This is a genomic window from Hymenobacter psoromatis (genome assembly GCA_001596155.1).
Taxonomy (GTDB): domain Bacteria; phylum Bacteroidota; class Bacteroidia; order Cytophagales; family Hymenobacteraceae; genus Hymenobacter.
Map to the genome: position 1 here is coordinate 4,442,554 of CP014771.1, position 24,518 is coordinate 4,467,071.

25 protein-coding genes and 2 pseudogenes are annotated in these 24,518 nt (G+C 57.0%); 7 read left to right on the forward strand and 20 right to left on the reverse strand.

Features of this window, described 5'->3' with window-relative positions:
• Positions 1–53: 53 nt before the first annotated feature.
• Positions 54–494, reverse strand: a complete 441-nt coding sequence (locus tag A0257_18840) for a hypothetical protein (protein ID AMR28954.1) — start codon at positions 492–494, stop codon at positions 54–56.
• 207 nt (positions 495–701) lie between these two features.
• On the opposite strand from A0257_18840, the gene A0257_18845 reads away from it, so the two are divergent.
• The 3 genes and pseudogenes from A0257_18845 (at position 702) to A0257_18855 (ending at position 4,327) form a co-directional block, all read left to right on the forward strand.
• Complete coding sequence (locus A0257_18845) at positions 702–2,465, forward strand: aspartate--tRNA ligase (GenBank protein AMR28955.1); 1,764 nt, start codon at positions 702–704, stop codon at positions 2,463–2,465.
• A 485-nt stretch (positions 2,466–2,950) separates the two neighbouring features.
• Positions 2,951–3,153: pseudogene (locus tag A0257_18850) on the forward strand (hypothetical protein).
• Positions 3,154–3,268: 115 nt separating this feature from the next.
• Entirely contained in the window at positions 3,269–4,327 is a 1,059-nt protein-coding gene (locus A0257_18855; GenBank protein AMR28956.1) for a hypothetical protein, read from the forward strand.
• 55 nt (positions 4,328–4,382) lie between these two features.
• Here A0257_18855 and A0257_18860 read toward each other — a convergent pair whose 3' ends face one another.
• From A0257_18860 to A0257_18920, 13 genes and pseudogenes are all read right to left on the reverse strand, one after another.
• Positions 4,383–4,889 carry an NADH dehydrogenase gene (locus A0257_18860; GenBank protein AMR28957.1) on the reverse strand — a complete coding sequence of 169 codons (507 nt, stop codon included), beginning with the start codon at positions 4,887–4,889 and terminating at the stop codon, positions 4,383–4,385.
• A gap of 79 nt (positions 4,890–4,968) precedes the next feature.
• A complete protein-coding gene (locus tag A0257_18865; GenBank protein ID AMR28958.1) occupies positions 4,969–5,547 on the reverse strand; it encodes an NADH-quinone oxidoreductase subunit I in 579 nt (192 codons plus the stop codon).
• 12 nt (positions 5,548–5,559) lie between these two features.
• Positions 5,560–5,853: a hypothetical protein gene (locus A0257_18870; GenBank protein AMR28959.1), complete on the reverse strand. Its 294-nt coding sequence runs from the start codon at positions 5,851–5,853 to the stop codon at positions 5,560–5,562.
• Between the two features lie 14 nt (positions 5,854–5,867).
• Positions 5,868–7,004: an NADH:ubiquinone oxidoreductase subunit H gene (locus A0257_18875; protein AMR28960.1), complete on the reverse strand. Its 1,137-nt coding sequence runs from the start codon at positions 7,002–7,004 to the stop codon at positions 5,868–5,870.
• Positions 7,005–7,061: 57 nt separating this feature from the next.
• Entirely contained in the window at positions 7,062–8,087 is a 1,026-nt protein-coding gene (locus tag A0257_18880; GenBank protein ID AMR28961.1) for an NADH dehydrogenase, read from the reverse strand.
• 99 nt (positions 8,088–8,186) lie between these two features.
• Positions 8,187–9,524 (reverse strand): NADH-quinone oxidoreductase subunit F, encoded by a 1,338-nt coding sequence (locus A0257_18885; protein ID AMR28962.1) that lies wholly within the window; start codon positions 9,522–9,524, stop codon positions 8,187–8,189.
• A gap of 4 nt (positions 9,525–9,528) precedes the next feature.
• Complete coding sequence (locus A0257_18890; protein ID AMR28963.1) at positions 9,529–9,774, reverse strand: hypothetical protein; 246 nt, start codon at positions 9,772–9,774, stop codon at positions 9,529–9,531.
• A gap of 12 nt (positions 9,775–9,786) precedes the next feature.
• Complete coding sequence (locus tag A0257_18895; GenBank protein ID AMR28964.1) at positions 9,787–10,353, reverse strand: NADH dehydrogenase; 567 nt, start codon at positions 10,351–10,353, stop codon at positions 9,787–9,789.
• Positions 10,354–10,375: 22 nt separating this feature from the next.
• A complete protein-coding gene (locus A0257_18900; protein ID AMR29848.1) occupies positions 10,376–11,563 on the reverse strand; it encodes an NADH dehydrogenase in 1,188 nt (395 codons plus the stop codon).
• Between the two features lie 167 nt (positions 11,564–11,730).
• Positions 11,731–12,216, reverse strand: a complete 486-nt coding sequence (locus tag A0257_18905) for an NADH dehydrogenase (protein AMR29849.1) — start codon at positions 12,214–12,216, stop codon at positions 11,731–11,733.
• Between the two features lie 208 nt (positions 12,217–12,424).
• Positions 12,425–12,982 (reverse strand): NADH dehydrogenase, encoded by a 558-nt coding sequence (locus A0257_18910; GenBank protein AMR28965.1) that lies wholly within the window; start codon positions 12,980–12,982, stop codon positions 12,425–12,427.
• A 186-nt stretch (positions 12,983–13,168) separates the two neighbouring features.
• Positions 13,169–13,534, reverse strand: a pseudogene (locus A0257_18915) (NADH-quinone oxidoreductase subunit A).
• Positions 13,535–13,642: 108 nt separating this feature from the next.
• The gene (locus A0257_18920; protein AMR28966.1) at positions 13,643–14,317 is read right to left on the reverse strand and encodes a hypothetical protein; all 675 of its coding nucleotides are present in this window, start codon (positions 14,315–14,317) and stop codon (positions 13,643–13,645) included.
• 144 nt (positions 14,318–14,461) lie between these two features.
• On the opposite strand from A0257_18920, the gene A0257_18925 reads away from it, so the two are divergent.
• Both A0257_18925 and A0257_18930 read left to right on the forward strand, forming a co-directional pair.
• The gene (locus A0257_18925) at positions 14,462–15,067 is read left to right on the forward strand and encodes a hypothetical protein (protein AMR28967.1); all 606 of its coding nucleotides are present in this window, start codon (positions 14,462–14,464) and stop codon (positions 15,065–15,067) included.
• A 28-nt stretch (positions 15,068–15,095) separates the two neighbouring features.
• A complete protein-coding gene (locus A0257_18930) occupies positions 15,096–15,725 on the forward strand; it encodes a hypothetical protein (GenBank protein ID AMR28968.1) in 630 nt (209 codons plus the stop codon).
• A gap of 214 nt (positions 15,726–15,939) precedes the next feature.
• On the opposite strand, the gene A0257_18935 is transcribed toward A0257_18930, so the two are convergent.
• Both A0257_18935 and A0257_18940 read right to left on the reverse strand, forming a co-directional pair.
• On the reverse strand, positions 15,940–16,251 hold the full coding sequence (locus A0257_18935; GenBank protein ID AMR28969.1) for a hypothetical protein: 312 nt from the start codon (positions 16,249–16,251) through the stop codon (positions 15,940–15,942).
• The gene (locus A0257_18940; protein AMR28970.1) at positions 16,251–16,451 is read right to left on the reverse strand and encodes a hypothetical protein; all 201 of its coding nucleotides are present in this window, start codon (positions 16,449–16,451) and stop codon (positions 16,251–16,253) included. The genes A0257_18935 and A0257_18940 overlap by 1 nt, the downstream gene beginning before the upstream one ends.
• A 79-nt stretch (positions 16,452–16,530) precedes the next feature.
• On the opposite strand from A0257_18940, the gene A0257_18945 reads away from it, so the two are divergent.
• Both A0257_18945 and A0257_18950 read left to right on the forward strand, forming a co-directional pair.
• Entirely contained in the window at positions 16,531–16,917 is a 387-nt protein-coding gene (locus A0257_18945) for a hypothetical protein (protein AMR28971.1), read from the forward strand.
• Positions 16,918–17,699: 782 nt separating this feature from the next.
• On the forward strand, positions 17,700–18,701 hold the full coding sequence (locus tag A0257_18950; protein AMR29850.1) for an acetamidase: 1,002 nt from the start codon (positions 17,700–17,702) through the stop codon (positions 18,699–18,701).
• Positions 18,702–18,769: 68 nt separating this feature from the next.
• Here the strand turns inward: A0257_18950 and A0257_18955 are convergent, their stop codons facing one another.
• The 4 genes from A0257_18955 to A0257_18970 all read right to left on the reverse strand — a co-directional run bounded on the left by A0257_18955 (position 18,770) and on the right by A0257_18970 (position 24,376).
• Positions 18,770–19,861, reverse strand: a complete 1,092-nt coding sequence (locus A0257_18955) for a homoserine acetyltransferase (GenBank protein ID AMR29851.1) — start codon at positions 19,859–19,861, stop codon at positions 18,770–18,772.
• Between the two features lie 143 nt (positions 19,862–20,004).
• On the reverse strand, positions 20,005–21,003 hold the full coding sequence (locus A0257_18960; protein ID AMR28972.1) for a Zn-dependent protease: 999 nt from the start codon (positions 21,001–21,003) through the stop codon (positions 20,005–20,007).
• Between the two features lie 119 nt (positions 21,004–21,122).
• Positions 21,123–21,848, reverse strand: a complete 726-nt coding sequence (locus tag A0257_18965; GenBank protein AMR28973.1) for a hypothetical protein — start codon at positions 21,846–21,848, stop codon at positions 21,123–21,125.
• A 302-nt stretch (positions 21,849–22,150) separates the two neighbouring features.
• Positions 22,151–24,376 carry a hypothetical protein gene (locus A0257_18970; GenBank protein ID AMR28974.1) on the reverse strand — a complete coding sequence of 742 codons (2,226 nt, stop codon included), beginning with the start codon at positions 24,374–24,376 and terminating at the stop codon, positions 22,151–22,153.
• Positions 24,377–24,518: the final 142 nt, after the last annotated feature.

Consider the following 24,518-nt stretch of genomic DNA (forward strand, 5'->3'; position numbering starts at 1 on the left):
GGACGCCAGATGAGCATGACGTTCTTTATTACCTTAAAAAAACAAGAAGATATCTAGCGGCGCACCACCGTGGGGTACTTAATACGCACCTTCTTCCAATACACGTAGTTGCCAGTTTTGGCCTCCACCAGGTAGGTGCCGGCCTGGATGTGGCCCAGGTCCACGGGCTCGCCGGTATTGCTCTGCGGGTCCAGCTCCTGCTGGTACACCACCTTGTTTTTGTAGTCCGTCATCACCAGCGTGCCAGGCTTGGTAAACTGCTGCGTGAAGCTGAGCATCACATTATTAGAATTGGGCCGGGGAAAAATATCGATGCCCGACAGCGTTTCCACGCGCTTGATGGGGCCGTCGAGCGTCACGGCCGGCACTTCGCCCTTGCTCTTGATTTCGGTGCCGCCGTCGTACTTGTTTTTGGTCTTGACTTTGGTTTGGGCCTGGGCCGCGCCGGCCGTGAGCAAAGCGGCCGCCAGGGCCAGTGCAGAGAGGAATTTCATGGTCGAAAAGAAGAAAAAACGGGACAAAAGAACGTCGTCCCTACCCCCTCTTGCATACTCCGTACCAAACCGGCCATTTTATCACCGCGCCCCCGCCAGTACCTTCGCACCTAGTAACCCTTCCCTCGGACCACTCGCACATGCCCGCCCCGCCAGCCAGCTAGCCGTGCAGCGACGTATCCGTTAAATCCGTTAAATCCGCGGTTTATGTTAAGAACGCACACCAACGGCGAACTCCGCCTCGAACACGTCGGCCAAACCGTCACCCTCGTCGGCTGGGTGCAGCGCACCCGCGACAAAGGCGGCATCCTCTGGATTGACCTGCGCGACCGCTACGGCATTACGCAACTGGCGCTGGAAGAGGGGGTAGAGAGCGACGCCGTGCGCGAAACCGCCCGTACCCTGGGCCGCGAATTCGTCATCAGCGTGACCGGCAAAGTAGCCGAGCGCTACTCCAAAAACGCGCACATCCCGACCGGCGAAATCGAAATCCGGGTGGATAAAATCGACGTGCTCAACCCCGCCAAGCTGCCGCCCTTCCTCATTGAGGATGAGACCGATGGCGGCGACGAGCTGCGCATGAAATACCGCTACCTCGACCTGCGCCGCACGCCCGTGCGCAACAACCTGATGCTGCGCCACCGCATGGCCCAGGCTGTGCGCCGCTACCTCGACGGCCAGGATTTTATCGAAGTCGAAACCCCGGTGCTCATTAAAAGCACGCCCGAAGGCGCGCGCGATTTCGTGGTGCCCTCGCGCATGAACCCCGGCGAGTTCTACGCCCTGCCGCAGAGTCCGCAGACGTTCAAGCAGCTGCTCATGGTGTCGGGCTTCGACCGCTACTTTCAGATTGTCAAGTGCTTCCGCGACGAAGACCTGCGCGCCGACCGCCAGCCCGAGTTCACGCAGATTGACTGCGAAATGGCCTTCGTGACCCAGGAAGACATCCTGAATACCTTCGAGGGCCTGGTGCGCTACCTGTTCAAGGAAATCAAAAACCTCGATTTTCCCACCGTGCCCCGCATGGAATACGCCGACGCCCTGCGCCGCTTCGGCAACGACAAGCCCGACGTGCGCTTCGCCATGGAGTTCGTGGAATTGGATGGGGTAGTAAAGGGTCACGGCTTCCCCGTATTCGACCAGGCCGAGCTGGTGGTGGGCATCAATGCCGCCACCTGCGCCGCCTACACCCGCAAGCAACTCGACGAGCTGACCGCCTTCGTGAAGCGCCCGCAGCTCGGGGCCACCGGCCTCGTGTACGCCCGCGTCGAAGCCGGGGGGGTAGTAAAATCGTCGGTGGATAAGTTCTATTCGCAGGAGGAATTGCAGCGGTGGGCCGCCGCCTTCCAGGCCAACGAGGGCGACCTGCTGCTCCTGCTGGCCGGCCCGGCCGACAAAACCCGTAAAGCGCTCAGCGAGTTGCGCCTCGAAATGGGCCAGCGCCTCGGCCTGCGTGACAAGGACACGTTTGCCCCGCTGTGGGTCGTCAACTTCCCGCTGCTCGAATACAGCGAGGAGGAGGGCCGCCACTTCGCCATGCACCACCCCTTCACCTCGCCCAAGCCCGAGGACCTGCACCTGCTCGACAACCCCGCCACCATCGGCCAGGCCCGCGCCAACGCCTACGACCTGGTAATCAACGGCGTAGAGGTCGGCGGCGGCTCCATCCGCATCCACGACCGCGCCGTGCAGGCCCGCATGTTCTCGCTGCTCGGCTTCACCCCCGAGGAGGCCCAGGCCCAGTTCGGCTTCCTGCTCGATGCCTTCGAGTACGGCGCGCCGCCCCACGGCGGCATCGCCTTCGGCTTCGACCGTCTCTGCTCGCTCTTTGGCGGGGCCGATTCTATCCGCGATTTCATCGCCTTTCCGAAGAATAATTCGGGTAGGGACGTGATGATTGACTCGCCCTCGCCGATTGCGAATGCGCAGTTGAAGGAGTTGAGTATTAAGACGGATGTGGTGGAGAAGTAGGGGTTGAATTTGTTAGAAACAGAAAAGGGGGCGACTGATATACCAGTCGCCCCCTTTTGCTTTGGTTGCGTGGCGACTACAGGTAACTCAACGTGCTAATAATAAAGAAGAAGGTCCACGCTAACCAAAGAATTGGGGTTTTATATTTAACAGGTTTTTTCCTGAAATAAGCTATGCTATTCATAACTCCTAAAGTGAGAAGCGGTAATAATAGGAAAGCAACAGCTCTGCCTAAAATTGCGACTCCTAATGATATAGGGTCATTACCGCCAGCTACGAATGGATGAAACAGAAATTGAATTATAATATTTATAACAATTGACAGCCAGAACATTATAAAAAGCGTTGTTTTACTTGCTGTCTGCATCTTGATGTATATAGAAAGGTATCGGTGAGAGGAGGTAATATCCTAACAAATCTGGTAGTCAGAATCTTGTTTCTTATTTGCGTTCTTGCAGTGAATCTATCACAAATAAATTCTCCACATGCCCTTCCGCCTCGACCGCACCGCCCACTACGCCGGCACCCACGCAGAAAACGCCCGCTACCACGCCACGCACCAGCCGCCTACCCCCGCCGAGCGCCTACGGGCCGCCGCTTACCTCAACAGCGTGGCTTACGGCTACGACCTGGACACAACCCGCCCAAGCTAGACCGCACCGCGTTTTCAACGCGAAAATACGTATAACGGCGGCTCGTGCTGCTAAAAAAGCTGCGGGCTTGCCAGGCAGTTGCGAGCCACGGCTAGCCATTGTTTTCCGGCCGGGCGCTATTTTTGGTGGATTACCCATCGTAGCCACCCCATGTTTACCATTGACGACCTGGAAAGCCTCGTGCCCCGCAAGATATTCGACCGGGGCGAAGCTTACTACCTGGAATATGATGCCGTGGGCCGCATCAAGCAAAAGGGTAATGTCTTCAAGGCCAAAGTAGAAGGTACCGAAACCTACCGCGTGGAGCTGACCGTGAACCTCAGCGGCCCGCCTACTATCTGGTGCGACTGCCCCTACGACTACGGCGACGTGTGCAAGCACGGCATCGCCCTCGGCCTGGCCGTGCTCGACCTGGTAGGAGACGGCGAGCCGGAGCCGGCCCCGCCGCCGGTTCCCGCGCCCCGTGCCGCCAATGCCGCGCCGCCTACCCCCCAGCAACTGCGCGACGCTCTGCAACTGGCTTTCGACCGCACCAGTGATAAGCAAAAGCTCGCTTACCTCGGCCAGCTCCTCTATCAGCAGCCGAATTTGATTCCGGGTTTTTTGGATGCGTTCGACCTCAGCCTACCCCTGCTACTGGCCCCCAAGCCCCAGCCGCGCCCGGCCGCGAAGCCCCCAGCCGAAAAGGCGAAGCCCAAGTTGCGCCCGGCCGCCCGGCGCACATTCGTGCAAGTGGGCCAGGATATCCTGCGCACCGGCTACCCCCCCGATTTGCTACCCCACCTGTTGCGCCACGACTGGCGAACCGTGACGGAAGCCGATGCTCCCAAGCTGACCGTGCTGCTGATGGAAGCTGCCCGCCAGCAACCTGAACCCACACTCGATGCCGTGATGGAGCGCATCGAGAGCTACCTCGCCGCCACGCAGCGCAGCCCCAATTTACACGCTCACGTGGTCGTTTGGCTCGTGATGCTAAGTTCCGTGTCCGTTATTACGGCGCAAGTGCGGCTGTTTGCTTCGGAGCTGTGGAAGCAATACGGCCGCCGCGTCGAGCTGCGCGCCGCGCTCACCCAAGCCGGTTTCGCGCCGCTGTCCACCGACGAGCAGGAAGCCGCACTGCGCCAGAAAAAGGCCGCCGCGCGGGCCAAAGCCGACCCCAGCGCTACCCCGCCCCAGCGGCCGGGCCGCCCGTCACGGCCTAAAAAATAGCGGCGGCCCCCGAGCTAATCGGGAGCCGCCGCTAAAATCAAGATAAAGATTTTGGCTAAAAATTCCGCTCGCCCGTCTCGCGCTTACCTAACATCACGGAGCCGACCATCGCGGCCAATAGAAGGATGGAGGCCAGCTCGAAGGGTAGGGAATATTCCTTGAACAGCACCAGACCCAGGCGGTTGACCATGCCCACCTGCGAATCGAAAGTCGCCGGGTTGTAGCCGGTGGGATGCACGTTGTGCAGCGCCGCCACCATGATGAGCAGCAGCGAGCCGCCCGCGATGGCGGCAGCAATTTTGGCCAGCGCAGGCTTATGCGGCTCCGTTTCCTGGTTGAGATTCAGGAACATAATCACGAACAGGAACAGCACCATAATGGCCCCGGCATACACGATGATGTTCACAGCCGCCAGAAACTGCGCGTTTAGCAGCAGGTAGTGAGCCGACAGCGTGAAGAACGTGAGAATGAGGAACAGCACGCTGTACACCGGGTTCTTGGTCAGCACCACGCCCAACGCACTCAGCAGGGCAACGAACGACAGGAAGAGGAAAAGGGACATATAATGTGCGGTAAGCTTTAGCTTGCCGACCGTTAGAATTCTGAATTGAACACGGTAAGCTAAAGCTTACCGCACAGTCTTATGCTAGTTGCGTTCGCAGCTTTTCAGCCTGCTCGGGCGTGAGCTGAATGCCGCGCTTCGAGCGGTTGTCGGGCGACGCGGGCTCTACCAGGCGGTCCTTACCGTAGATAAACTCGTCGCGCTCGTAGCGCGGCGGCGCCATCTTATCGGCCTGCAAATAGACGGCAGCTTTCGGGCAAGCCTCTTCGCAAAGGCCGCAGAAGATGCAGCGCAGCATATTAATCTCATAGCTGACGGCATATTTCTCCTCGCGGTAGAGATTTTGCTCGCCTTTCTTGCGCTCGCCGGCCACCATCGTAATGGCTTCAGCGGGGCAGGCCACAGCGCACAGGCCGCAGGCTGTGCAGCGCTCGCGGCCCTGTTCATCGCGCTTCAGCACATGCAGGCCCCGGAAAACGGGCGAGAATGCCCTGGTTTCTTCGGGGTAGCGAATGGTAATTTGCTTCTTGGTAGCAGCGCGGAAAAAGTGCTGCATCGTGATGGTAAGACCCTGAAAAATGGCCGGCAGGTAAGCACGCTCAGCGAGCGTCATCGGCTTCTTTTCTAGTTTCTTAGCGCGGTTGCTTAAGGATTGCATAAGGGATAGGTTCTAAGCAGCTTGCAGCGGCGGCTTCGGCAGCACAATGTTCTCCAACACCCGAACCCGTTGGTCCAGATGATAAATTTCTTCAATCTTATCCGCCAGCCGCATCACGGAAACCCGAAGCTCACCGATTGCTGCGTTGTTTTCCGCTGTTTGGGTTTCCAGGCGGTCCAGACGCTCGTTGGTTTTGTCTAAACGCTCGTTGGTCTTATCTAGGCGCTCGTTGTTATCAACGCGCATCTGATGCACCTCAGCCAGCAGCTCAGCCATTATCTCAATCAAGCGGTCGTCAGCAGCCATAGCTCAAAAATACGTTAGCGAACAGCGACTGTTAGGTCGGGGATGATGCCCGTCGTGATAAGCACCCCGGTTAGCAGAATATTGAAGATGGCGAGTGGGATAAGGATGGTCCAGCCCAGGCGCATGAGTTGGTCGTAGCGGAAGCGGGGTAGCGTCCAGCGCACCCACATGAAGAAGAAAATACCGGTGAATATCTTGGCGAACATGGCCACCACGCCCATCAGCACAAATATGTTGTGCGCCCAATCGACTGAAAGGCCGGCTTTCGTTTGCAGGAAATCGAGAAACTCGTACTGAAACGGGTAATTGAAGCCCCCAAAATAGAGCACCGACATAATGGCCGTCGCCACGAACACGTTCACGTATTCCGAAAATAAATACAAGCCCATCTTCATGGAGCTATACTCGGTGTGGTAGCCGCCCACCAATTCGGTTTCGCACTCGGGCAAGTCGAAGGGCGTGCGGTTGGTTTCGGCGAACGCGCAAACGAGAAAGATGATGAAGCCCAGCGGCTGCTTAAATACGTTCCAGGCAAAAATGTCGCCCCAGTGCCAGCCAGTGGCACTGCTTTGCTGCAAAGTGATGGTGCTTAGCGAGAGCGACCCCGACATCATGAGCACTGCAATCAGGGCCAGGCCCATTGCCAGTTCGTAGCTAATGTTCTGAGAGGCAGCGCGAATAGCACCCAGCAGCGAGAACTTGTTGTTGGAAGCCCAGCCGCCAATCATGATGCCGTACACGCCCAGCGACACGATGCCAAACACGTACAGCATTCCAATGTTGCTGTCGATGCCCCGCAAATGCACGACGGTATCGCCAAACTTGAGGGAGTTGCCAAACGGGATAACCGCCGACGACATCAACGCCGTAACCATAGCCAGGCAGGGGCCGAAAATGAACAGTGCCTTGTTGGCCCCAGCCGGGAAGAATTCTTCCTTCGTAAACAGCTTCACGGCATCGGCCAGCGGTTGCGCGAGGCCCCAGGGGCCGGCCCGGTCCGGCCCCACGCGGTCTTGCAAAAAGGCCGCAATCACGCGCTCGGCGTAGGTACAGTAGGTAGCAATCAGCAGCGAAACGCCGAATATTACCAGCACCACGATGCCTTGCCACCCCAAAGAAAAATTCGGCCAGCCAATAGATTCCAAAGACATTTTAATTAGCTGTTAGCTTTTTTAAAAAAGAAGTAAACGATAGCAAAAAGCCAATAACTAGAAACTTGTGCCGCTCAGGCCACCTAGCTTTAGTGGTGGATTTTGCTCCAACTCGCGCACGGTGCTTTCGGGCAAATCGGCAATTACCTGCGGGTTGATAACCGGCAGCTCGTAATGGTTAGCCGAAATAACCGACGAGCGGTCTATGTGCGCCGGGCCTTCAATTACCCAGTCCGCAGTCTCTTTCTTCTCAAAGCGGCACTCGTTGCAAATCCACTCTTTCACTTCGCCATACTCATCCTTGCGGGCAGTCACGCGTAGCACGTCCTTGCCTTTATACCAGAGCGTTACATGGCCGTTGCACTTCTCGTGGCTGCAGTCGCGGTGGGCGTTCACGGGTTTAGTGAACCACACGCGCTGCTTAAAGCGGAAAGTCTTGTCCGTGAGGGCGCCCACCGGGCACACATCAATGACATTGCCGCTGAAGTCGTTGGAAATCGTATTCTCAATATAAGTACCAATTTCGGAGGCATCACCGCGGCCCAGCACGCCATGCACCCGGTCGTCGGTAATCTGGTTGGCCGTGTACACGCAGCGGTAGCACAGGATGCAGCGCGTCATGTGCAGCTGCACGTAGGGACCAATATCGATTTTCTCGAACGTGCGGCGCTCTTCCTCGTAGCGCGTAGTGCTCACGCCGTGCTCAAAGGCAAAATTTTGCAGGTCGCACTCGCCGGCCTGGTCGCACACCGGGCAATCGAGCGGGTGGTTGATGAGCAGCATCTCCACGATGCCCTTGCGCACGTCGAGTACCTGCTGGCTGGTCGTATTCTCGACTACCATGCCGTCCTGCACCGGCGTTATGCACGAGGCCACGAGCTTGGGCATGGGGCGCGGGTCCTTGGTCGAGCCGGCCGCCACGCGCACCAGGCAGGCGCGGCATTTGCCGCCGCTGCCCTTCAGGGGCGTATAGTAGCACATAGCGGGCGGCACGATGCCGCCCCCGATTTGGCGGGCCGCGTTGAGAATGGTCGTGCCGTCGGGCACTTCTACCTCAATTCCGTCGAAGGTTATTTTAGCCATTAGGTCAGAAATTATCGGAAGTAGGCCAAAGGTATTTCCCGCAGAGGTCGCAGAAGATGACGCAAAGGTCCGCAGAATTCTGTTGATTATTAATTGAAATTAAGCCAGCACCAGATTGCTCCGATAGTAAGCGCCCGGCGCGGTAGCCTCCTTGGGATGCGTTACGTACCACTCAAACTCGTCGCGGAAATGGCGCACGGCGGCGGCAACCGGCCAGGCGGCGGCCTCGCCCAGCGGGCAAATAGTATTGCCTTCAATCTGCTTGGCTACGCTCACGATAAGGTCAATGTCGCGCATCGAGCCGTGGCCGTGTGCGAGGCGGTGCAGCACTTTTTCGAGCCAGCCGGTGCCCTCACGGCAGGGCGAGCACTGCCCGCAGCTTTCGTGGTGGTAGAAGCGCGCGAAGTTCCAGGTGTTCTTGACAATGGACGTGGTTTCATCCATCGCGATGAAGCCGCCCGAGCCCAGCATGGTGCCCGTAATGAAGCCCCCGTCGCTGAGCGACTCGTAGGTCATTAGCCGGTCCTCGCCGGCTGCCGTTTTGAGAATCAGTTCCTTAGGTAGAATCGGTACCGACGAACCACCGGCTACGACAGCTTTTAGCTCCCTACCCTTCCAAATGCCGCCGCAGTATTCATCGGAGTAAATAAATTCTTCCACCGGTACGCCTAGCTCCAACTCGTAGATACCCGGCTTGTTGAGGTGGCCGCAGGCTGAAAAGAGTTTAGTGCCGGTGCTTTTCCCTACCCCTATCTTAGCGTACTCCTCGCCGCCCATGTTCAGGATGGGTACTACCGACGCGATGCTTTCCACGTTGTTGACCACCGTGGGCCGGGCGTACAAGCCCTGCACGGCCGGAAATGGCGGCTTGTTGCGCGGGTTACCGCGCTTGCCTTCCAGGGATTCCAGCAGTGCGGTTTCTTCGCCGCAGATATAAGCGCCGCCACCCGGATGCACGTGCAAATCAAGCGAATAACCCGAGCCTAAGATATTTTCGCCCAAAAAGCCCGCGGCATACGCCTCGGCAATTGCCTTCTCCAGAATGCGCATCACGTATAAAAGCTCACCCCGGATGTAGATGTAGCTGGTGCGCGCCCCGAGGGCGTAGCTGCCCGCAATCATGCCCTCAATGAGCAGATGCGGCAGCTTCGCCATGAGGTAGCGGTCCTTGAACGTGCCCGGCTCCGACTCGTCGGCGTTGCAGACGAGGTAGCGCGGCACACCCTCCGGCTTGGCCAGGAAGCTCCACTTGAGGCCGGTAGGGAAGCCCGCGCCACCGCGCCCGCGCAGGCCCGACTTCTTCACCTCTTCCACCACTTCCTCGGGCGTCATTTTCAGAGCCTTCTCCAAAGCGCGGTAGCCACCATGCTTGCGATATACAGCGAGGGTTTCGATACCCTCGACGTTAACGTGTTCGGTTAATAGCTTGCGTCCCATATTCCTAGCGATTTTCTAAGCGTTCAAAGCGATTTCCAATGCCGACAATGGCTCGTTCTAAGCGGTCAGCCTGTTGCCGGTCAGCTTCCAGCAGTAACTCAAAGCGGCGGTTGAATTCCTGCTGCCGCTGGTCAAAGCGGCGATTGAATTCCTGCTGTTGTTGCAGTAGTAATTCGGCCGTGCGGTTAACAGCTTTGCTTAGTTGATGAATAGCTGCCACCAGCGGTAGGTCCTTATCCTGCTCAGCCATAGTGGTAAGTAATTAATTGTTTTGCAGTGAATTAGGCAGGTCGCCCTCCCAGGGCAGAATTGGCCGGTGCACCAAGCTCTTTAATTCGCTTAGCATGGCCTGCACGTTCTCTTCCGTATCAAGCGACTCATAATACTTCTCGCGCACCTGCACCACGGGCGCGAAGCCGCAGGCGGCCAGGCATTCCACTTCTTTCAGGGTAAAAAGCCCATCAGCAGATGTTTCGCCCACTTTTGCGCCGGTGATACGCTCCAAGTGCGCGGTCAGCTCATCGGAGCCGCGCAACATGCAAGGGCCGGTGCGGCAGATTTCCAGCACGTGCTTACCCACCGGCTTGAGGTTGAACATCGTGTAAAAAGTGCTTACCTCGTACACCTCAATCGGCGTCAAACCCAGGGTTTCGGCTACCAGGTCCTGCACCTCGGGGCTCACCCAGCCGCCGAACTCCGCCTGCGCGATGTGCAAAATTGGCAGCAAAGTCGACTTCTTGCGGTCGTCGGGGTAGTGCGTGAGCAAACGCTTGATTTCGGCCTGCGCGGCGGGTGAAAACTGAGGCTTGATGGCGGTATTCGGCTCCATATCAGATACTTTCAACTAAAAGCTAGGCGTCCAGCTCGCCGGCAATCACATTCATGGAAGACAAAATCACGATGGCATCCGAAAGGCTCGTGCCCACTACCATCTCCGAATAAGCCTGGTAGTAAATAAAGCATGGCCGACGAAAATGCAGGCGGTAGGGCGTGCGCCCGCCATCCGAAATGAGGTAGAAACCTAATTCACCGTTGCCGCCTTCCACCGATTGGTACACTTCACCCACGGGCGCGTCAATCTCACCCATGATGATTTTGAAGTGATAAATCAGGGCTTCCATGTTTTTGTACACGGCTTCCTTGGCGGGCAGGTAATAGTGCGGCGCGTCAGCGTGGAACGGGCCGTCGGGCAGGCGGTCAAGGGCCTGATTGATAATGCGCAGGCTCTGCCAGATTTCCTCGTTGCGCACGATAAAGCGGTCGTAGGTATCGCCGTTAGTGCCCACCGGAATGTCGAACTCGAAGTCTTCATACGAAGAGTAAGGGTTCATCACCCGCACGTCGTAGTCCACGCCCGCAGCCCGCAGGTTGGGGCCGGTGAAGCCGTAGTTCAATGCTTTTTCCGCTGTGATGGGTCCCACGTTTACCACGCGGTCCATGAAAATGCGATTGCGGTTGAACATGGCCTCAAACTCCTTCATCACGGTCGGGAATTCCTTGAGCCAGGTGCGGAGCTTTTGGATGGCCACGGGCGAAAAATCGCGCTCCATGCCGCCTACCCGGCCCATATTGGTGGTGAGGCGCGAACCGCAGACTTCCTCGTAAATCTCGTAAATCTTCTCGCGCTCCTGGAACACATAGAGGAAGCCGGTGAAAGCGCCGGTGTCCACACCCAGGATGGAGTTGCAGATAAGGTGGTCAGCAATGCGAGCCAACTCCATCATAATCACGCGCATATATTGCGCACGCTTAGGCACCGTGATGCCGAGCAGCTTCTCTACCGTCAGGTGCCAGCCCATGTTGTTGATGGGCGACGAGCAGTAGTTCATGCGGTCGGTGAGCGGCGTAATCTGGTAGAACGGCCGGCGCTCCGCGATTTTCTCAAACGCCCGGTGGATGTAGCCGATAGTTGGCACGCCCGAGATAATGCGCTCGCCATCCATTTGCAGGATGTTCTGGAAAATACCGTGGGTAGCAGGGTGCGTCGGCCCTAGGTTAAGGGTCGTAAGCTCCTGCGAAAAGTCGTTCAGCGTCGGCACGAGCTGACCGCCCTGCTGCTCCTGCGCTTCTTCTACTATTTTGTGGGTGCCTGCCAGGGCGTCGTTTACTGCCATTGTGCTTGGTGCTTAGTTGTTGGTGCTTGGTGCGTGGGTCTTATTGTCGGGTCATTGAACAACCCAAGCACCGAGCACTAGGCACTAAAAGGTTAGCGACCAAAAAAGAGGTCGGTTTTGTCTTCGCGAGTGCCGTCTTCGAGCGGATATTGCCGACGCATGGGGAAGTAGTCCATATCCTCCACATTCAGAATGCGGCGCAGATTGGGATGGCCCGTGAAGATGACACCGTAAAAATCGTAGGCCTCCCGCTCCATCCAGTTGGCGGCGGCGTAGATATCCGATAGGGTAGGCACTACCGGGTCAGCTACCGGGAAGAAAATCTTAATTCGCAGCCGAATATTGTGTACCAAGCTGTGTAGGTGGTAAATCATACCGAGCTCCTGGTTCAGGTTTTCCGGGTAATTAATCCCGCACATCGTGGTGAGGAAGTGAAACTTGAGGGTTTCATCCTGCTGCAAGCCGGCTACGGTGTGGTGGATGTGTTCGCGCTTGGTGGTCACCGTCAGCAAGCCGTAGGGCTCGTGCACATCCGTAAACGTAGCCTCACCAAAGAGACTGTGAAGCAGCGCCAGCACCCGCGCGTTTTGCTGCGCGGTAGGGTCCTGGGCGGCGGCAGTTTCCTGAGCGGCGGTCGATTCTTCTTTGGTCGGGTCAGGCATTTCTGGGCCTTGTATTAAGAACGTGATGCTGAGCTTGCCGAAGCATCTCTATTACGCTGTTCGTGAATCGTTCAACAAGGCGGGAGAGATGCTTCGATAAGCTCAGCACCACCGCCTTTTTTAGTTATTTAATATTATAAGATGCCAGCAGGGCCTGGTACTCGGGCGCGTTGCGGCGGCGGATGCTCTCGTTTCTGGCCAGGTCCTGCACGCGCATCAGGCCGTCGAGCACCTGCTCGGGGCGGGGCGGGCAGCCGGGGATGTACACATCGACCGGAATAATGCGGTCGATGCCTTGCAGCACTGAGTAGCTATCAAAAATGCCGCCCGAGCAGGCGCAGGCACCCATCGCCAGCACCCAGCGGGGCTCGGCCATTTGCTCATACACCTGCTTCACGATGGGTGCCATCTTCTTGGCGATGGTGCCCATCACCATCAGCAGGTCGGCCTGCCGGGGCGAGAAGCTGGGGCGTTCGGAGCCGAAACGCGAGATGTCGTAGTGCGAACCCATCGTAGCCATGAACTCGATGCCGCAGCAGGAGGTAGCGAAGGGTAGGGGCCAAAGCGAGTTGGCACGGGCAATGCCCACGACCTTCTCCAGCGAAGTAGCGAAGAAGCCCGCGCCCTCAATGCCCTCGGGGGCCGGCACGGATTTGATTTCGGGAACGCGGGTATCAACCATTTTTCAAGTATCAATTAACAGGTAGTACTTAGCAAATCAATCAGCAAATTACCAAAAGCTAAGCGGTGCCGCCCTAGCTAACTGGCACTGGAGGAATGATAATTATCAAGCAGCCTGCCCAACCTCGGCAGCCCGATTTTGCAACACCGGTTTGGCCGTGAAAGTTTGGCTGGGAACCGCTTCGTTCCAGCGCAGAATGCCCTTCTTAATGACGTAGCCAAAACCGGCCATCAGCAAAGTCATGAAGATAATCATCTCCACGAAGCCCGCCGTGCCAAGCTGGCGGAAGTTTACGGCCCAGGGATACATAAAAATCACTTCCACATCGAACAGCACGAACAGGATGGCCGTGAGAAAATACTTGACCGAGATGGGCGTGCGGGCGTTGCCCACACTCTCGATGCCACACTCGAAGGAGGCATCCTTCACGCGGCTGTGGCGGTTAGGCCCCACCAGGTGTGAGACTATCATGGCGAAGGCCACGAAGGCCACGGCCAGGCCAAACTGAATGAGAATGGGCAGGCAGTCGCTGGGCTGGTAATCGGAGTTTATGGCGAGTAGCATATCGGTCAGCTAGTTAGGTAGCGGGCGCACGGGCGCGGACAGGCAAAGGTACACCCGCGCCGGGCTGGTCTAAAACGAAATGTGGCCCACCGCCGCTTAGCGTGGGGTTTCGGTGGCGGGTGGGGGGGTAGGGAGGGCGTTGGGGTCGCCCATCGGCTGGCCATTCATGGCTCCGTCGAGGTTGCCACCGTTGAAGTAGTTTTCGGTGAAAATGCGGTAGCGGTCAAACACGGCGCGCACCGAGCGCACCAGTACGTACTCGCCGCGCGGCCCCTCGGGCACGGTCACGCCCGAGGCGTAGCCGTTCCAGATAGCGTTGTCGGTTTTGGTATCGATGAGCGTCACCATCAGCGTGCCATCGAGCAGCAGCAGGCGGGTAGGCTGATAGGTATGACGCTGCTCATCAGGAGTTTCTTCATTTTCGGCGTCGTTTTCCTTCACCCAGCGCGTAATATCTTCCTGCACGAAGCCGGGGAAGCGTATGTCGCCCTCAAACAGCTTAAAGCTCACCATTAAATCGGGGTTGCGGCGCGAGAAGCGGTAGCCTTGCAGGCGCATCCGCTGCTTCACGGCATCGCGCAGCGACTCGCTGAGGCGGGTGCTGTCGGCAGTGAGGCCGTTGCCGCTTAAAAAACCATAGGTGCGGTAGTGCCGAAAGCGCCCCCGGTAGCTATAGCTCGACTCAATGCGGGCCTCGCGGGAGGCGAAGCAGCCCGACAGCAATAAAAGGCCGAACAGGCAGATAATCTGGAAAGTAGCAGTTGGTTTCATGAGAGTAGGGTAGGGAATTCTTTGAACTCTCTAAGCTACGTCCAGAAACCTGGTTGGCAACTAGCGCTCAGCTTATTACGGCGCGCGCTTCGCCAGCCGGGGTGGGAGGAGTTATATTTGACCTTTCCCAAAAAGGCCCGCCCGATGGAACAGACCCTTGCCCGCCCGCCCCACTACTCGGCGGAAGAATATTTTGCGCTGGAAGAAAAAAGTCTGGTGCGCCACGAATTTTTTGAGGGCGAGGTCTTTGCGATGGCCGGAGCCAGCATTGCGCACAACACCATTGCCGGCAATGTCTACATGGCCTGCCGGCAGGCCCTGCGTGGCAAAAAATGCCGGGTGCAGATGGAGGCCGTGCGGCTGGCCGTGGAGGAAAACCGCCACTATGCCTACCCCGACGTGATGGTAAGCTGCGACCCGCACGACCAGCGCGAAAGCCAGCAGCTACATAGCCCGCTGCTCATCGTGGAAGTGCTCTCGCCCTCCACCGAAGCCTACGACCGGGGCCTGAAATTCAACCAGTATAAGAAGCTACCAAGCCTGCGCCACTACCTACTGGTGTCGCAAAAAACCTGGCTCGTGGAGTGGTACCAGTTCACGGAACACGGCATGTGGAGCCACACTGCCCTAGCCGAAACCGCCAATGCCGTGGTGATTCCCGAGTTGAACCTAACGCTAACGCTCGTGCAGATTTACGAAGAGGCGGGCGTAGCGCCGATGAAAGTCGGCTTCGCGGCAGAAGAGGATTAGCGACCGAGTTATCCTTATTTTTGGCCTCATGGGACACGCCGAAAGCCAGCCGCACTACTATACAATAGAGGAGTATCTCTCTTTGGAAAAAATTGACGACATGCGCCACGAGTTTTTCGAGGGCGAAATCTTCGCGATGGCTGGCGGCACTAGTATGCACAATGACCTCGTGCAAAACTTCGTGCTGGCCCTGCGGCCGAAGCTGCGCGGGTCGGCGTGCCGGCTCAAGGTAGAAACAATGCGCTTGGCCGTGCGCCCGCCGCACTTCTACACCTACCCCGACATGATGGTAAGCTGCCACGCCGACGACCAGTCTGCCAAGCAGCAGTACCAGCACCCGGTCCTCATCGCGGAAGTACTCTCGCCCTCCACCGAAGCCTACGACCGCGGCGTGAAATTCAACCAGTACAAGCAACTGCCCTCCCTACGCCACTATTTGCTGGTGTCGCAGCAAATCTGGCTCGTGGAGTGGTTCCGCAAAAACGAGCACGGCGGCTGGGACTACACGGTGCTGGCCGAAGCCGATGATGCCCTGGCTATCCCCGAGTTGGGCGTAACACTGACCCTGACCGAAGTGTACGCGGAAACGGGCATTGTGCCCATGCGCGTGAGCCCCGCGCCGGCCGCTGAAACGCACCCGTCGCTAAGCGAGGGGTAGGGTAAGGTAATTGAGCCATCGATGGGTGTAGCTTGGTGAATGACCAGCATTTAAATCCATCTGCCGGAACCAAAATTAAATTGCTAAGCCACAGTTCATATTATATATACAAAATGTTTAGCTGTCTATCGAAACCAAAGTAACATAGTAAAGCAGCATGTAAGTGAGTTGCGTCAGTCTATTTTTTTGCCAAACACATGTTACGCTTGATATGCTATCTAAAAGGAAATTCTCTTTTCTTTTTTCCAGCACAAAATATTCCTTTTTTTATTAAATAGTCTTTTAATTCTAAAACTAATTTTACATTCTGCTCAACAACTTGAATTGTCTGGTTGTCGTTAGTTTCAATTAGCAAACCGTGCCAGCTTTTAAAGCCATTCTGGTAAACTGTGTCAAAGTATTGCCTTATGTCGCTTGAGTAAATTGTTTGCTTGTTGAAAAAATCAATAAATGTTATTGTGTCGTCATTAGTGTTAATTAGAACTTTGTTTATTGCTAAAAGTTGACTTAAAATTAAAAAAACCATCAAATAAAAAGAATAATCATAAAATAGATAAGATAAAGAGACTTAAATTCAAAATGTATTATATTTATGGTAAAAATAACATGTTCATTTTTTGGGTCTTTTAGGAAATGATTTATTAAAATATATATAACGAAAAAATTCAGAAATAACGCAAATATCCGCCCGATGAAATTTGCTGAATTTGTCGAAAGTTTTAACATGTTATTATACGTAACATACTGAGTAAGTAGTTGTCGGCAAATAATCGTCATTTTTTCAATAGTTGTTTACCTTTGCTTTATGCTATACATATTAAATCTTCCCGAGGAAGAAAAAAAGACACTTGAAGCAGACAAACAAAACAGCAAGAAATCGTATTTCCGAGAACACTTTCAATGTATTTTACTCAGTTCAGCCGGTTTTGAGGTAAAAGAATTGGCCTTAATTTACAAAACACGGACACGAACAATTTACGACTGGCTACACCGCTACGAGCAGGAGGGTTTTCTCGGGTTAAAAATAAAAGCGGGTCGCGGGTTAAAAGCACCGTTAAAAGATTTAATGCCGGAGCAAGTTGACGACCTCAAAGAACAAATAAAGCTAAATCCGCAAAGTTTGCGGGAAACAGCTACTCTTTTAAGTGAAAAATTTGGATTCCCGATGACCAAATCAACGCTTAAGAATTAGTTAAAAAAACTGAAGTATACCTGGCATCGCCTGCGTAAATGGCTCAAGCCAAAGCAAGACGAGGCGGAATATGCGCGTCTTGCCACCGAACTCAAAGAGCTCTTAAAGCTTGAAAGTCAGCAGTATCTTCAGGTCTATTTCAGTGATGAGAGCGGTTTTTGCCTGACGCCATCCGTGCCTTACGGCTGGCAACCGGTCGGGCAACACACGGCTATTGTAGCGCAAAAAAGTCAAAGAGCGGAATGTGTTTGGTCTTCTTTCTCGGGACAACAAATTTGAAGGGTAGAAACCTTTGGCACCATGAATGCAGAACTTTTAGCGACTTGTATTGATGATTTCGTCACTATAATAACTCAAAAAACAGTTATTATAATGGATAATGCGCCTTTTCATCATGCTAATTTTATTACTGGCAAAATGAAAGAATGGCAGGAAAAAGACCTGTATATCTGGTTTTTGCCAAAGTATAGCCCCCACTTAAACTTGATAGAAACACTTTAGCGAAAAATTAAATACGAATGGTTGAAACCACATCATTTCGCTAATTGGCAATCTTTAAATGATGCCCTAGACGAAATTTTTGATAATTTAGGTTCCAAATACAAAATATGTTTTACTTAAATTTGTGTCGATTATTTGCCGACAACTACTTACTAACCCTAACGAGTGGGAAAGATTGCCGCGCTCCACTTCGTTGCACTCGCAATGACAAAATGTTGATAAGAGTCGCGTACTTTTCAGCGATGAAAACAACTACCCGATTCCTCCTACTAGCCGCCGCTCTGCTCGCAGCCGGCAGCGCCCAGGCCCAGCGCCTGCCCAAAGCCCAGCACGAGCTGCTGGCTACCCCCACCACCGTGGCCTGGGGCTACTACGACGCGGCTGCTACCCCTGTGCTGCGCATCAAATCTGGCGAGACGGTTCAGGTGCATACCTTGCTGACTTCCAGCCCCACGCGCCTCGAAGGCGCGGGCGTGGCCCCGGCGCAGGTCGAGCAGTCGCTGCGTGATATTTACGACAAAGTGACCAACAAAGGGCCGGGCGGACACATTCTAACCGGGCCCATTTTTGTGGAAGGCGCGGAGCCGGGCGACGTGTTGGAGGTGCGCATCAAGGCTATTGAGCTGGCCATTCCGTATGCTTACAACGGGTTTGGGCCGAAGAGCGGGTTTATTCCCGAGGACTTCGGCTACGCCAAGATGAAAATTATTCCCTTGGATAAGAAGCGGATGATAGCGGATTTTGCGCCGGGTATTGAGATTCCGTTGCACCCGTTTTTCGGTAGCATGGGGGTAGCGCCGCCGGCCGCCGCCGGCCGCGTGAACAGCGCGCCGCCCGGCATTTTTGGCGGCAACCTGGATAATAAAGACCTTGTGGTGGGCACTACCCTCTTCCTGCCGGTGCATGCGCCGGGCGCGCTCTTTTTCGTGGGCGATGGCCACGCCGGCCAGGGCAACGGCGAGGTGGACATCACCGCGCTGGAAACGTCGCTGGTGGGCAACCTGGAGTTTATCGTGCACAAAGACATGCACTTAACCGTGCCCCGCGCCGAAACCCCGACCCAATATATCAGCATGGGCCTCAACGAAGACCTGACGCTGGCCGCCAAGCAGGCCGTGCGCGAAATGATTGATTTCCTGATGAAAACCAAAGGCATGACCAAAGATGACGCCTATATGCTGTGCAGCGTGGCCGGCGACCTCAACGTGACGCAGGTAGTGGACGGCACCCGCGGCGCACACATGCTGATGCCCAAGGATATTTTTGAGAAGGCAAAGAAGTAATTGCCTCAAAAGAGAACGTCATTCCTCGGCAAGCTCGGAATGACGTTCTCTTTATACCTTGGCACCAACTACTTTCTTTCCAAAAACTTCCCGATGTTGTCGTTCAGAAACTTGGCATCGGCGGGGTTGCTGGCCGCGCCGGCGGTGTGGCCCCACAAGGACGGGATGGGCAGCAGCGTGACGCCCGGAATAAATGCCGCCTCGTAGCGCGCATCGCCCACCGGGAAGTACATATCCGTCTCCGAAGGCATGTACAGAATCGGCGTTTTGATGCTGCGCAGGGCCTTTTCTACATCGCCGCCGAAGCCGGGGGTAGTGCCCACGTCGTGGTATTCCCAGGTGCGCATCTGGGCGATGAGGTCGTTGGCATCGGCCCCCGGAATGAAGTGGGTGCGGAAGTTATGGAGCACCTGCTCGAAGGTGGTGCCGGGCTTTTCATAGGAGCGCCACAGCTCCCTGCGCCACCATTCCTGCGAAAAGAGCCAGCCGGTCCAGACCACGGAAAAGGCTTCGATGCCCTTGGTAGGCGGTGCGGTGTAGTCGCCGTTTTTGAAGGCCTCGTCGGCGGTGAGGGCGGCAATCTGGCCTTCGAGGCGCACCACGCCGTGCGGATAGGTCTTGGCCGTGCCCGAAGTCGCCACGATGCGGTCGGCGAAGGTAGGGTAGCTCACGGCCCACTGAAAGGCCTGCTGCGAGCCCATCGAGAAGCCGATGAGGGCACGCAAATGCGTTATCTTCAATTCCTTGGTCAATAGCTCATGCACCGCCTGCACGTTGTCGCGGATGGTCATCACCGGGAAGCGCGGGCCGTGAAACGGCTCGGGCGTGTTGCTGGGCGACGACGACTTGCCGTTGCCAAACAGCTCCGTCGTGACCAGAAACAGCTTGGTGGTATCCAGGCACTTGCCGGGGCCGATGAGCCACTCGTAGCCCCGGTATCCGGCCATGTAGTGCGAGGGCAGCAGCACGGCATTGTCGCGCTTGGCATTGAGGTGGCCGTAGGTGCCGTAGCCCACCAGGGCCTTGGGCAGCACCGTGCCGCCTTCGGTTTTGAAGTTGGTGAGGGTGTAGAAATAGTGCGGCACCTTGGTTGCCGGTTTGGTTTGGGCCTGCGCAGCGAGGGCGGCAAGCAGGAAAAGGAGGGGTAGGAGCAGGCGCATAAGGGGGTAGGGCTGAAAGTAGCGCGAAGTTTCCACTTCGTGCGCGAGCAAAGCGAGCAGAGGGAACCACGCGGAATTGAATGGCACTTCGCGGCGCGAACGACCGTGCTCGCTACGCTCGCGCACGAAGTGGAAACTTCGTGCTACTGCGCCAGTATCTGCTTTAGCTCGGCCGGGCTCACCGTGAGCAGGCCCACTTTGGGCAGGCGCTCGGTCAGGATGCGCCAGTTGGGCTCCTGCCGAAAAATGGGTTTCAGCAGGGCCAGCGCGGCGGGCACCTGCTGCTTATTGGCCAGCGTGATGGCGTGCCAGTACTTCATTTCCAGGTTTTGGGGAAACATCTTTTCGGCGGCCTGGTACTCGGCGATGGCTTTGGGCATGTCGTTTTTTTCCACGGCCAGGTCGCCGGCGTTCATGTGGTCGTAGGCACGGTGCAGCTTCAGCAGGCGGCGCAGTTCGGGCAGGGGGGCGGCGCTGTCGTCCACGCGCAGGTCCACGAGGCGGTCGGCCCAGGGGCCTTCGGTGGTGGTGCCGCGCACCATGAGCAGCGCGGCCGACTGGCGGCCCCGGATGTCGCCGCCGGCCGCCTGGGCCGCATCGAGAGCCGCCAGCACGCGCTCGGCGAGGGGTAGGGCGGCGCTGGCTTCGTAGGCTTTGGCCATCGCGCCCCACACGGTGTTATTCAGCATCATATTGGCCTGCACCGAAAACTGGTTGCCCTGCTGCTGGCCGGCCATGTCCACGCACTTTTTGCCGGTGAAGGTGGCCACGTGGCCCTGGTTATCCAGGATGGCCACCTGGCGCACGTCGCGGCCTTCGTCGGCGGCCAGCAACTCATCCAGCGCCTGCTGGGCGGTTTTTCCGCTTTTCAATAGGGCCAATCCTCTCAGGCCAAATGACTTATTAGTAAACGACTGCGTGGCCACCACCCCCACGCCGGCCTCGGCCCAGCTCACACTGGTGCCCACCGAAAACCAGTGGCTCTGCACGGCCACGGCCATTTCGCCGGTTTTGGGGTCGCGGGCCACGATGCTGAACGTGTGGGCCAGCGGGTCGGTGGCCGAGTAAACGGACTGCGCGCGCGCGGCCGGGCGGCCCAGCAGCGTCAGCAGCGTGAGGAGGGGTAGGAGTTTGCGAAGCATAAATTGGAAGAAAAGCGAATGTAGCAGCCAATCCGCGTTTCTCAGCCAAGAATCAGCCGTCAGGTAATTTTGGAGGGGGTAGGCTGGCCGCCTAGTGCCCCACCGCCAGGCGCTCACCTCTACATCTCTTCTTTCACACCCGATTTAATCAGCCACCAGTTGACGGGGTAGGCCGTGACGAAACCCGCCAGCATGGCCAGCTGCATCATGAACCAGAACACCGGGTCGTTGGCCCGCAGCTCGTGCTTGAAAATGCCGAAGGTGACGATGGCCATCCAGCCGTACATACCAATTTGCCAGGCAGTTAGCGAGAGGGCATCGGCCTTCACGGCGGCCCGCAGCCCCTCGGCCGGACCCAGGTGCCGCATGGGCGCGATGGCGTAGTACTGAAACACGATGCCGATGAGAAAGGCCGCGCCGAAGTCGAGCACCCAGGCCCCGAAAATGGCCCGCCCAAACAGCACCAGCGGCACGAAATACACGAACGTTTCCACCAGCAGGTCGCCCAGGCTACAGCCGCTGCCGCAGTGCAGGGCACCCACCACCACGCTTTGCCAGAAGGGTTTTTGGGGACCCATAGCCGGCTGGCCGCCCGGCTTTTCAGCCATTGGCCCATCCGGCATGTCTGGCATAGCGGGCTGCTTGTCGTGGGCTGGCCGGGCCATTGGGCGGCCCAGCCGGTAGTAGGCCCACAGGCCCAGCGGCCCCGCATAGAGCGGCGTCAGCACCCACACGTAGTTCATAATCCACATGCGCTGCCGATGCCCGGTCAAAATATCAAGGGCCACGATGGCCACGCACAACAGCGCGACAACCAAGGAAATAACGGCGATAGTAAGGAGCATAGTGCCAGGTGCGCGGCCTAAGCGTGCGCCGCGGTTTCTGATACGCAGCGCGGACGGGCGCGGCGGCCTGGCCGGCAAATACGCCAAAAAACTATGCGGGGCCGGCCCAGATTCTGCACCGTCGGCGTGCGGCTACGCCAGCAGCTCGTAGCCCACGCCGCGCACGTTCACGATGAGTACCTGCTCAATCAAAAACGACTATTGCTACGTGCCTGGAAGTCGTGCGCAGCCAGGTGCTCCCGCGCTACCTGCTGCTGAGCTTCACCTACCAGCTGCGCAGCTTCGGCAAGTGATAATGTGACTTAGAAGGGGTAGCCGATGGCCAGGTTCAGGCGGCCGCTTTTGTCGTCGGGCGTGCCGTAGTTGGCGCGCAGCGGGATGGCATAGTCGAAGCGAATGACGAAAAATTGCACGTCGATGCGCAGGCCTACCCCCGTGCCCACGGCCAGTTGCTTGAGGGCCTGGCTAGCCACGAACTGCCCGCCCGGCCGCTGCGGGTCATTGTTCACGAGCCAGATATTGCCCGCGTCCATAAAAATCGCGCCTTTCACGTAGGGAAACAGGTCCTGGCGATACTCGATATTACCCTCCAGGCGCAGGTCGCCCACCTGGTCGTAGTAGCTGTTCACGATGTCGGTGCCGGTGGGCTTATAGGAGCCCGGCCCAATCTGGCGTGCCGCGAAAGCCCGGATGGAGTTGGGGCCGCCGATGCCATACTGCCGCAAATACGGTAGCGAGCCACCACCCGAATTGCCGTAGGGCAGGCCTACCCCTATCTGCAAGCGCCCCACGAGGCGGTCGCCCGACGTTGACTTGGGGCTGATGCGGTAGTACTCACGCAGCTCCAGGTCGAACTTGGCGTATTGGGCAAATGGCTGGCCCGCAATGGTATACTTCTCGGTAGCGGTTTTGCTGCCCACCACCGCGCCGCTGACGGCGTTGGCGATGTTGCCGCTCACCTCGGCCATGCCCTGAAAGAAAATCTGCTGCCGACGTTTTTCCAACACCTGCTGGTTGTAGGTATAGCGATACGAAGAAGCCAGGATGAACTGCGACTGATAGGCTTGGCGCAGAAAGGGCTTAGCCTTCAGCACTGAATCGAACGCCGCGGTGCTGGTGAAGGCGTTGTACTCAACGTCAATTAGCTTGATTTCCTGCTCGTTGGTAATCTTGGTTTTCCAGCTGTAGCCGTAGTTGGCCGTGTAGCTGGTGGTGCTGAAGTAGCCCGAGCGCGCCACGTACCGAATACCCGCCCCGAAATTGGTGCGCGGCTGAAAGTCAGAATTGACTAGGCGCGGGTTCAGAAACGGCAGCTGCGGCACGATAAGCCGGGGCACAATCAGCTTGGCGTCAAGGCCAAACTCGGTCGAGATGAGGCCCGTGTTGTTGCGGCTTTCGGCCCCGGCGGGCGCGCGGGTCTGGGTTTCGTACGAGGCTACCCCGTTGATAAGCAGCTGCTCGGCCCCGCGCAGCGCCGAGCGGTTGCGGAACGTAATGTTCAGGCCCGGCCCCGTAAAGCCGTTGCTCTTGCTCACCAGCTGCACTTCGGCCCGCAGGCTTTTCTTCTTGAGCTGCGTCATCCGAATGTCGGAATCGAGGCGCGCCCGCCCGGCCGAATCGCCGGCCGCCGAGGGCGAAAACTTGATTTCGACGAAGCGAAACGTGCCCAGGCTCATCAGGCGCGAGAGCGTCTGGTCGCGGCGGCGCTGCCGAAATAGGCTATCCGGGTACAGGAACACGGCCCGCGTAATGGCCCGCGCCTTAAACATGGTTTCGTCGGGGTAGTACAGAAACTTCTGGTAGTGAATTGGTTTCCGCTTCACCGTGTCGGTTAGGATATAGTCGGTGTTCAGGCTCACCGTTTTTAGCCAGTAGGGCTGGGTAGCCTTGGCAGGCGCTTCGGCCTTCACTTTGTAATGCACATTCACCTGGCCGTCGAGCGTGCTGTCAACCTGAAACAGAATGTAGTTAGGGTTGAAATAATAATAGCCTTTGTTCTTGAGAGCCAGGTCGATGCGCACCCGCTCGTTGGTCAGCACGTCGAGGTCATACGGGTCACCCACCTGGAGCAGGCTCTCGGGCTGGGTAGCCCGGATGGCCGCGTCGATGAGCGTGTCGCGGGCCGGAAAGTGAATTTCCTTAATTAAATATTGCTGGCCAGGCGTGGCGGTGTAGTTGACCTGCGCCGTTTTGTCCTTGGTCACCACCTCGCTGCTGACCGCACCCTTGAAATAGCCCCGGTTATTGAGGCGGTTGACCATCAAATCGCGGGTGGCGCCAATCTTCACCTGGCTCAGCACCACCGGTGCCTCGCCCAGCTTGCCAGCCAGAAAGTGCCCGATGCCCTTGGTTTTGCCTACCCCCAGGTGCCAGAAGAATATCTTGGGCCGCAGCCCCAGAAACGAGAAGTTGGGCTGGGGCCGCAGCACGCTCGTGAGCTCGGTTTGCAAGGCGCTGGCGTTGCTGAGCTTGGTGGGCGATTTGATGGTCACCTTGCTCCCCGTGTACAGCTTCTGGCCCGCTGGCACGTAGCGCAGCCCCGAGCAGCCGACTAAAAATAAATTAAAAATTAAAAATGATAAATTAAAAATTCTCCACTGGGAGGCCCGCGGGCGCACCCATCCTGCCCGGCTGAGTATGCGGTTCGTCAACTCGTTTGGTATCGGTAAA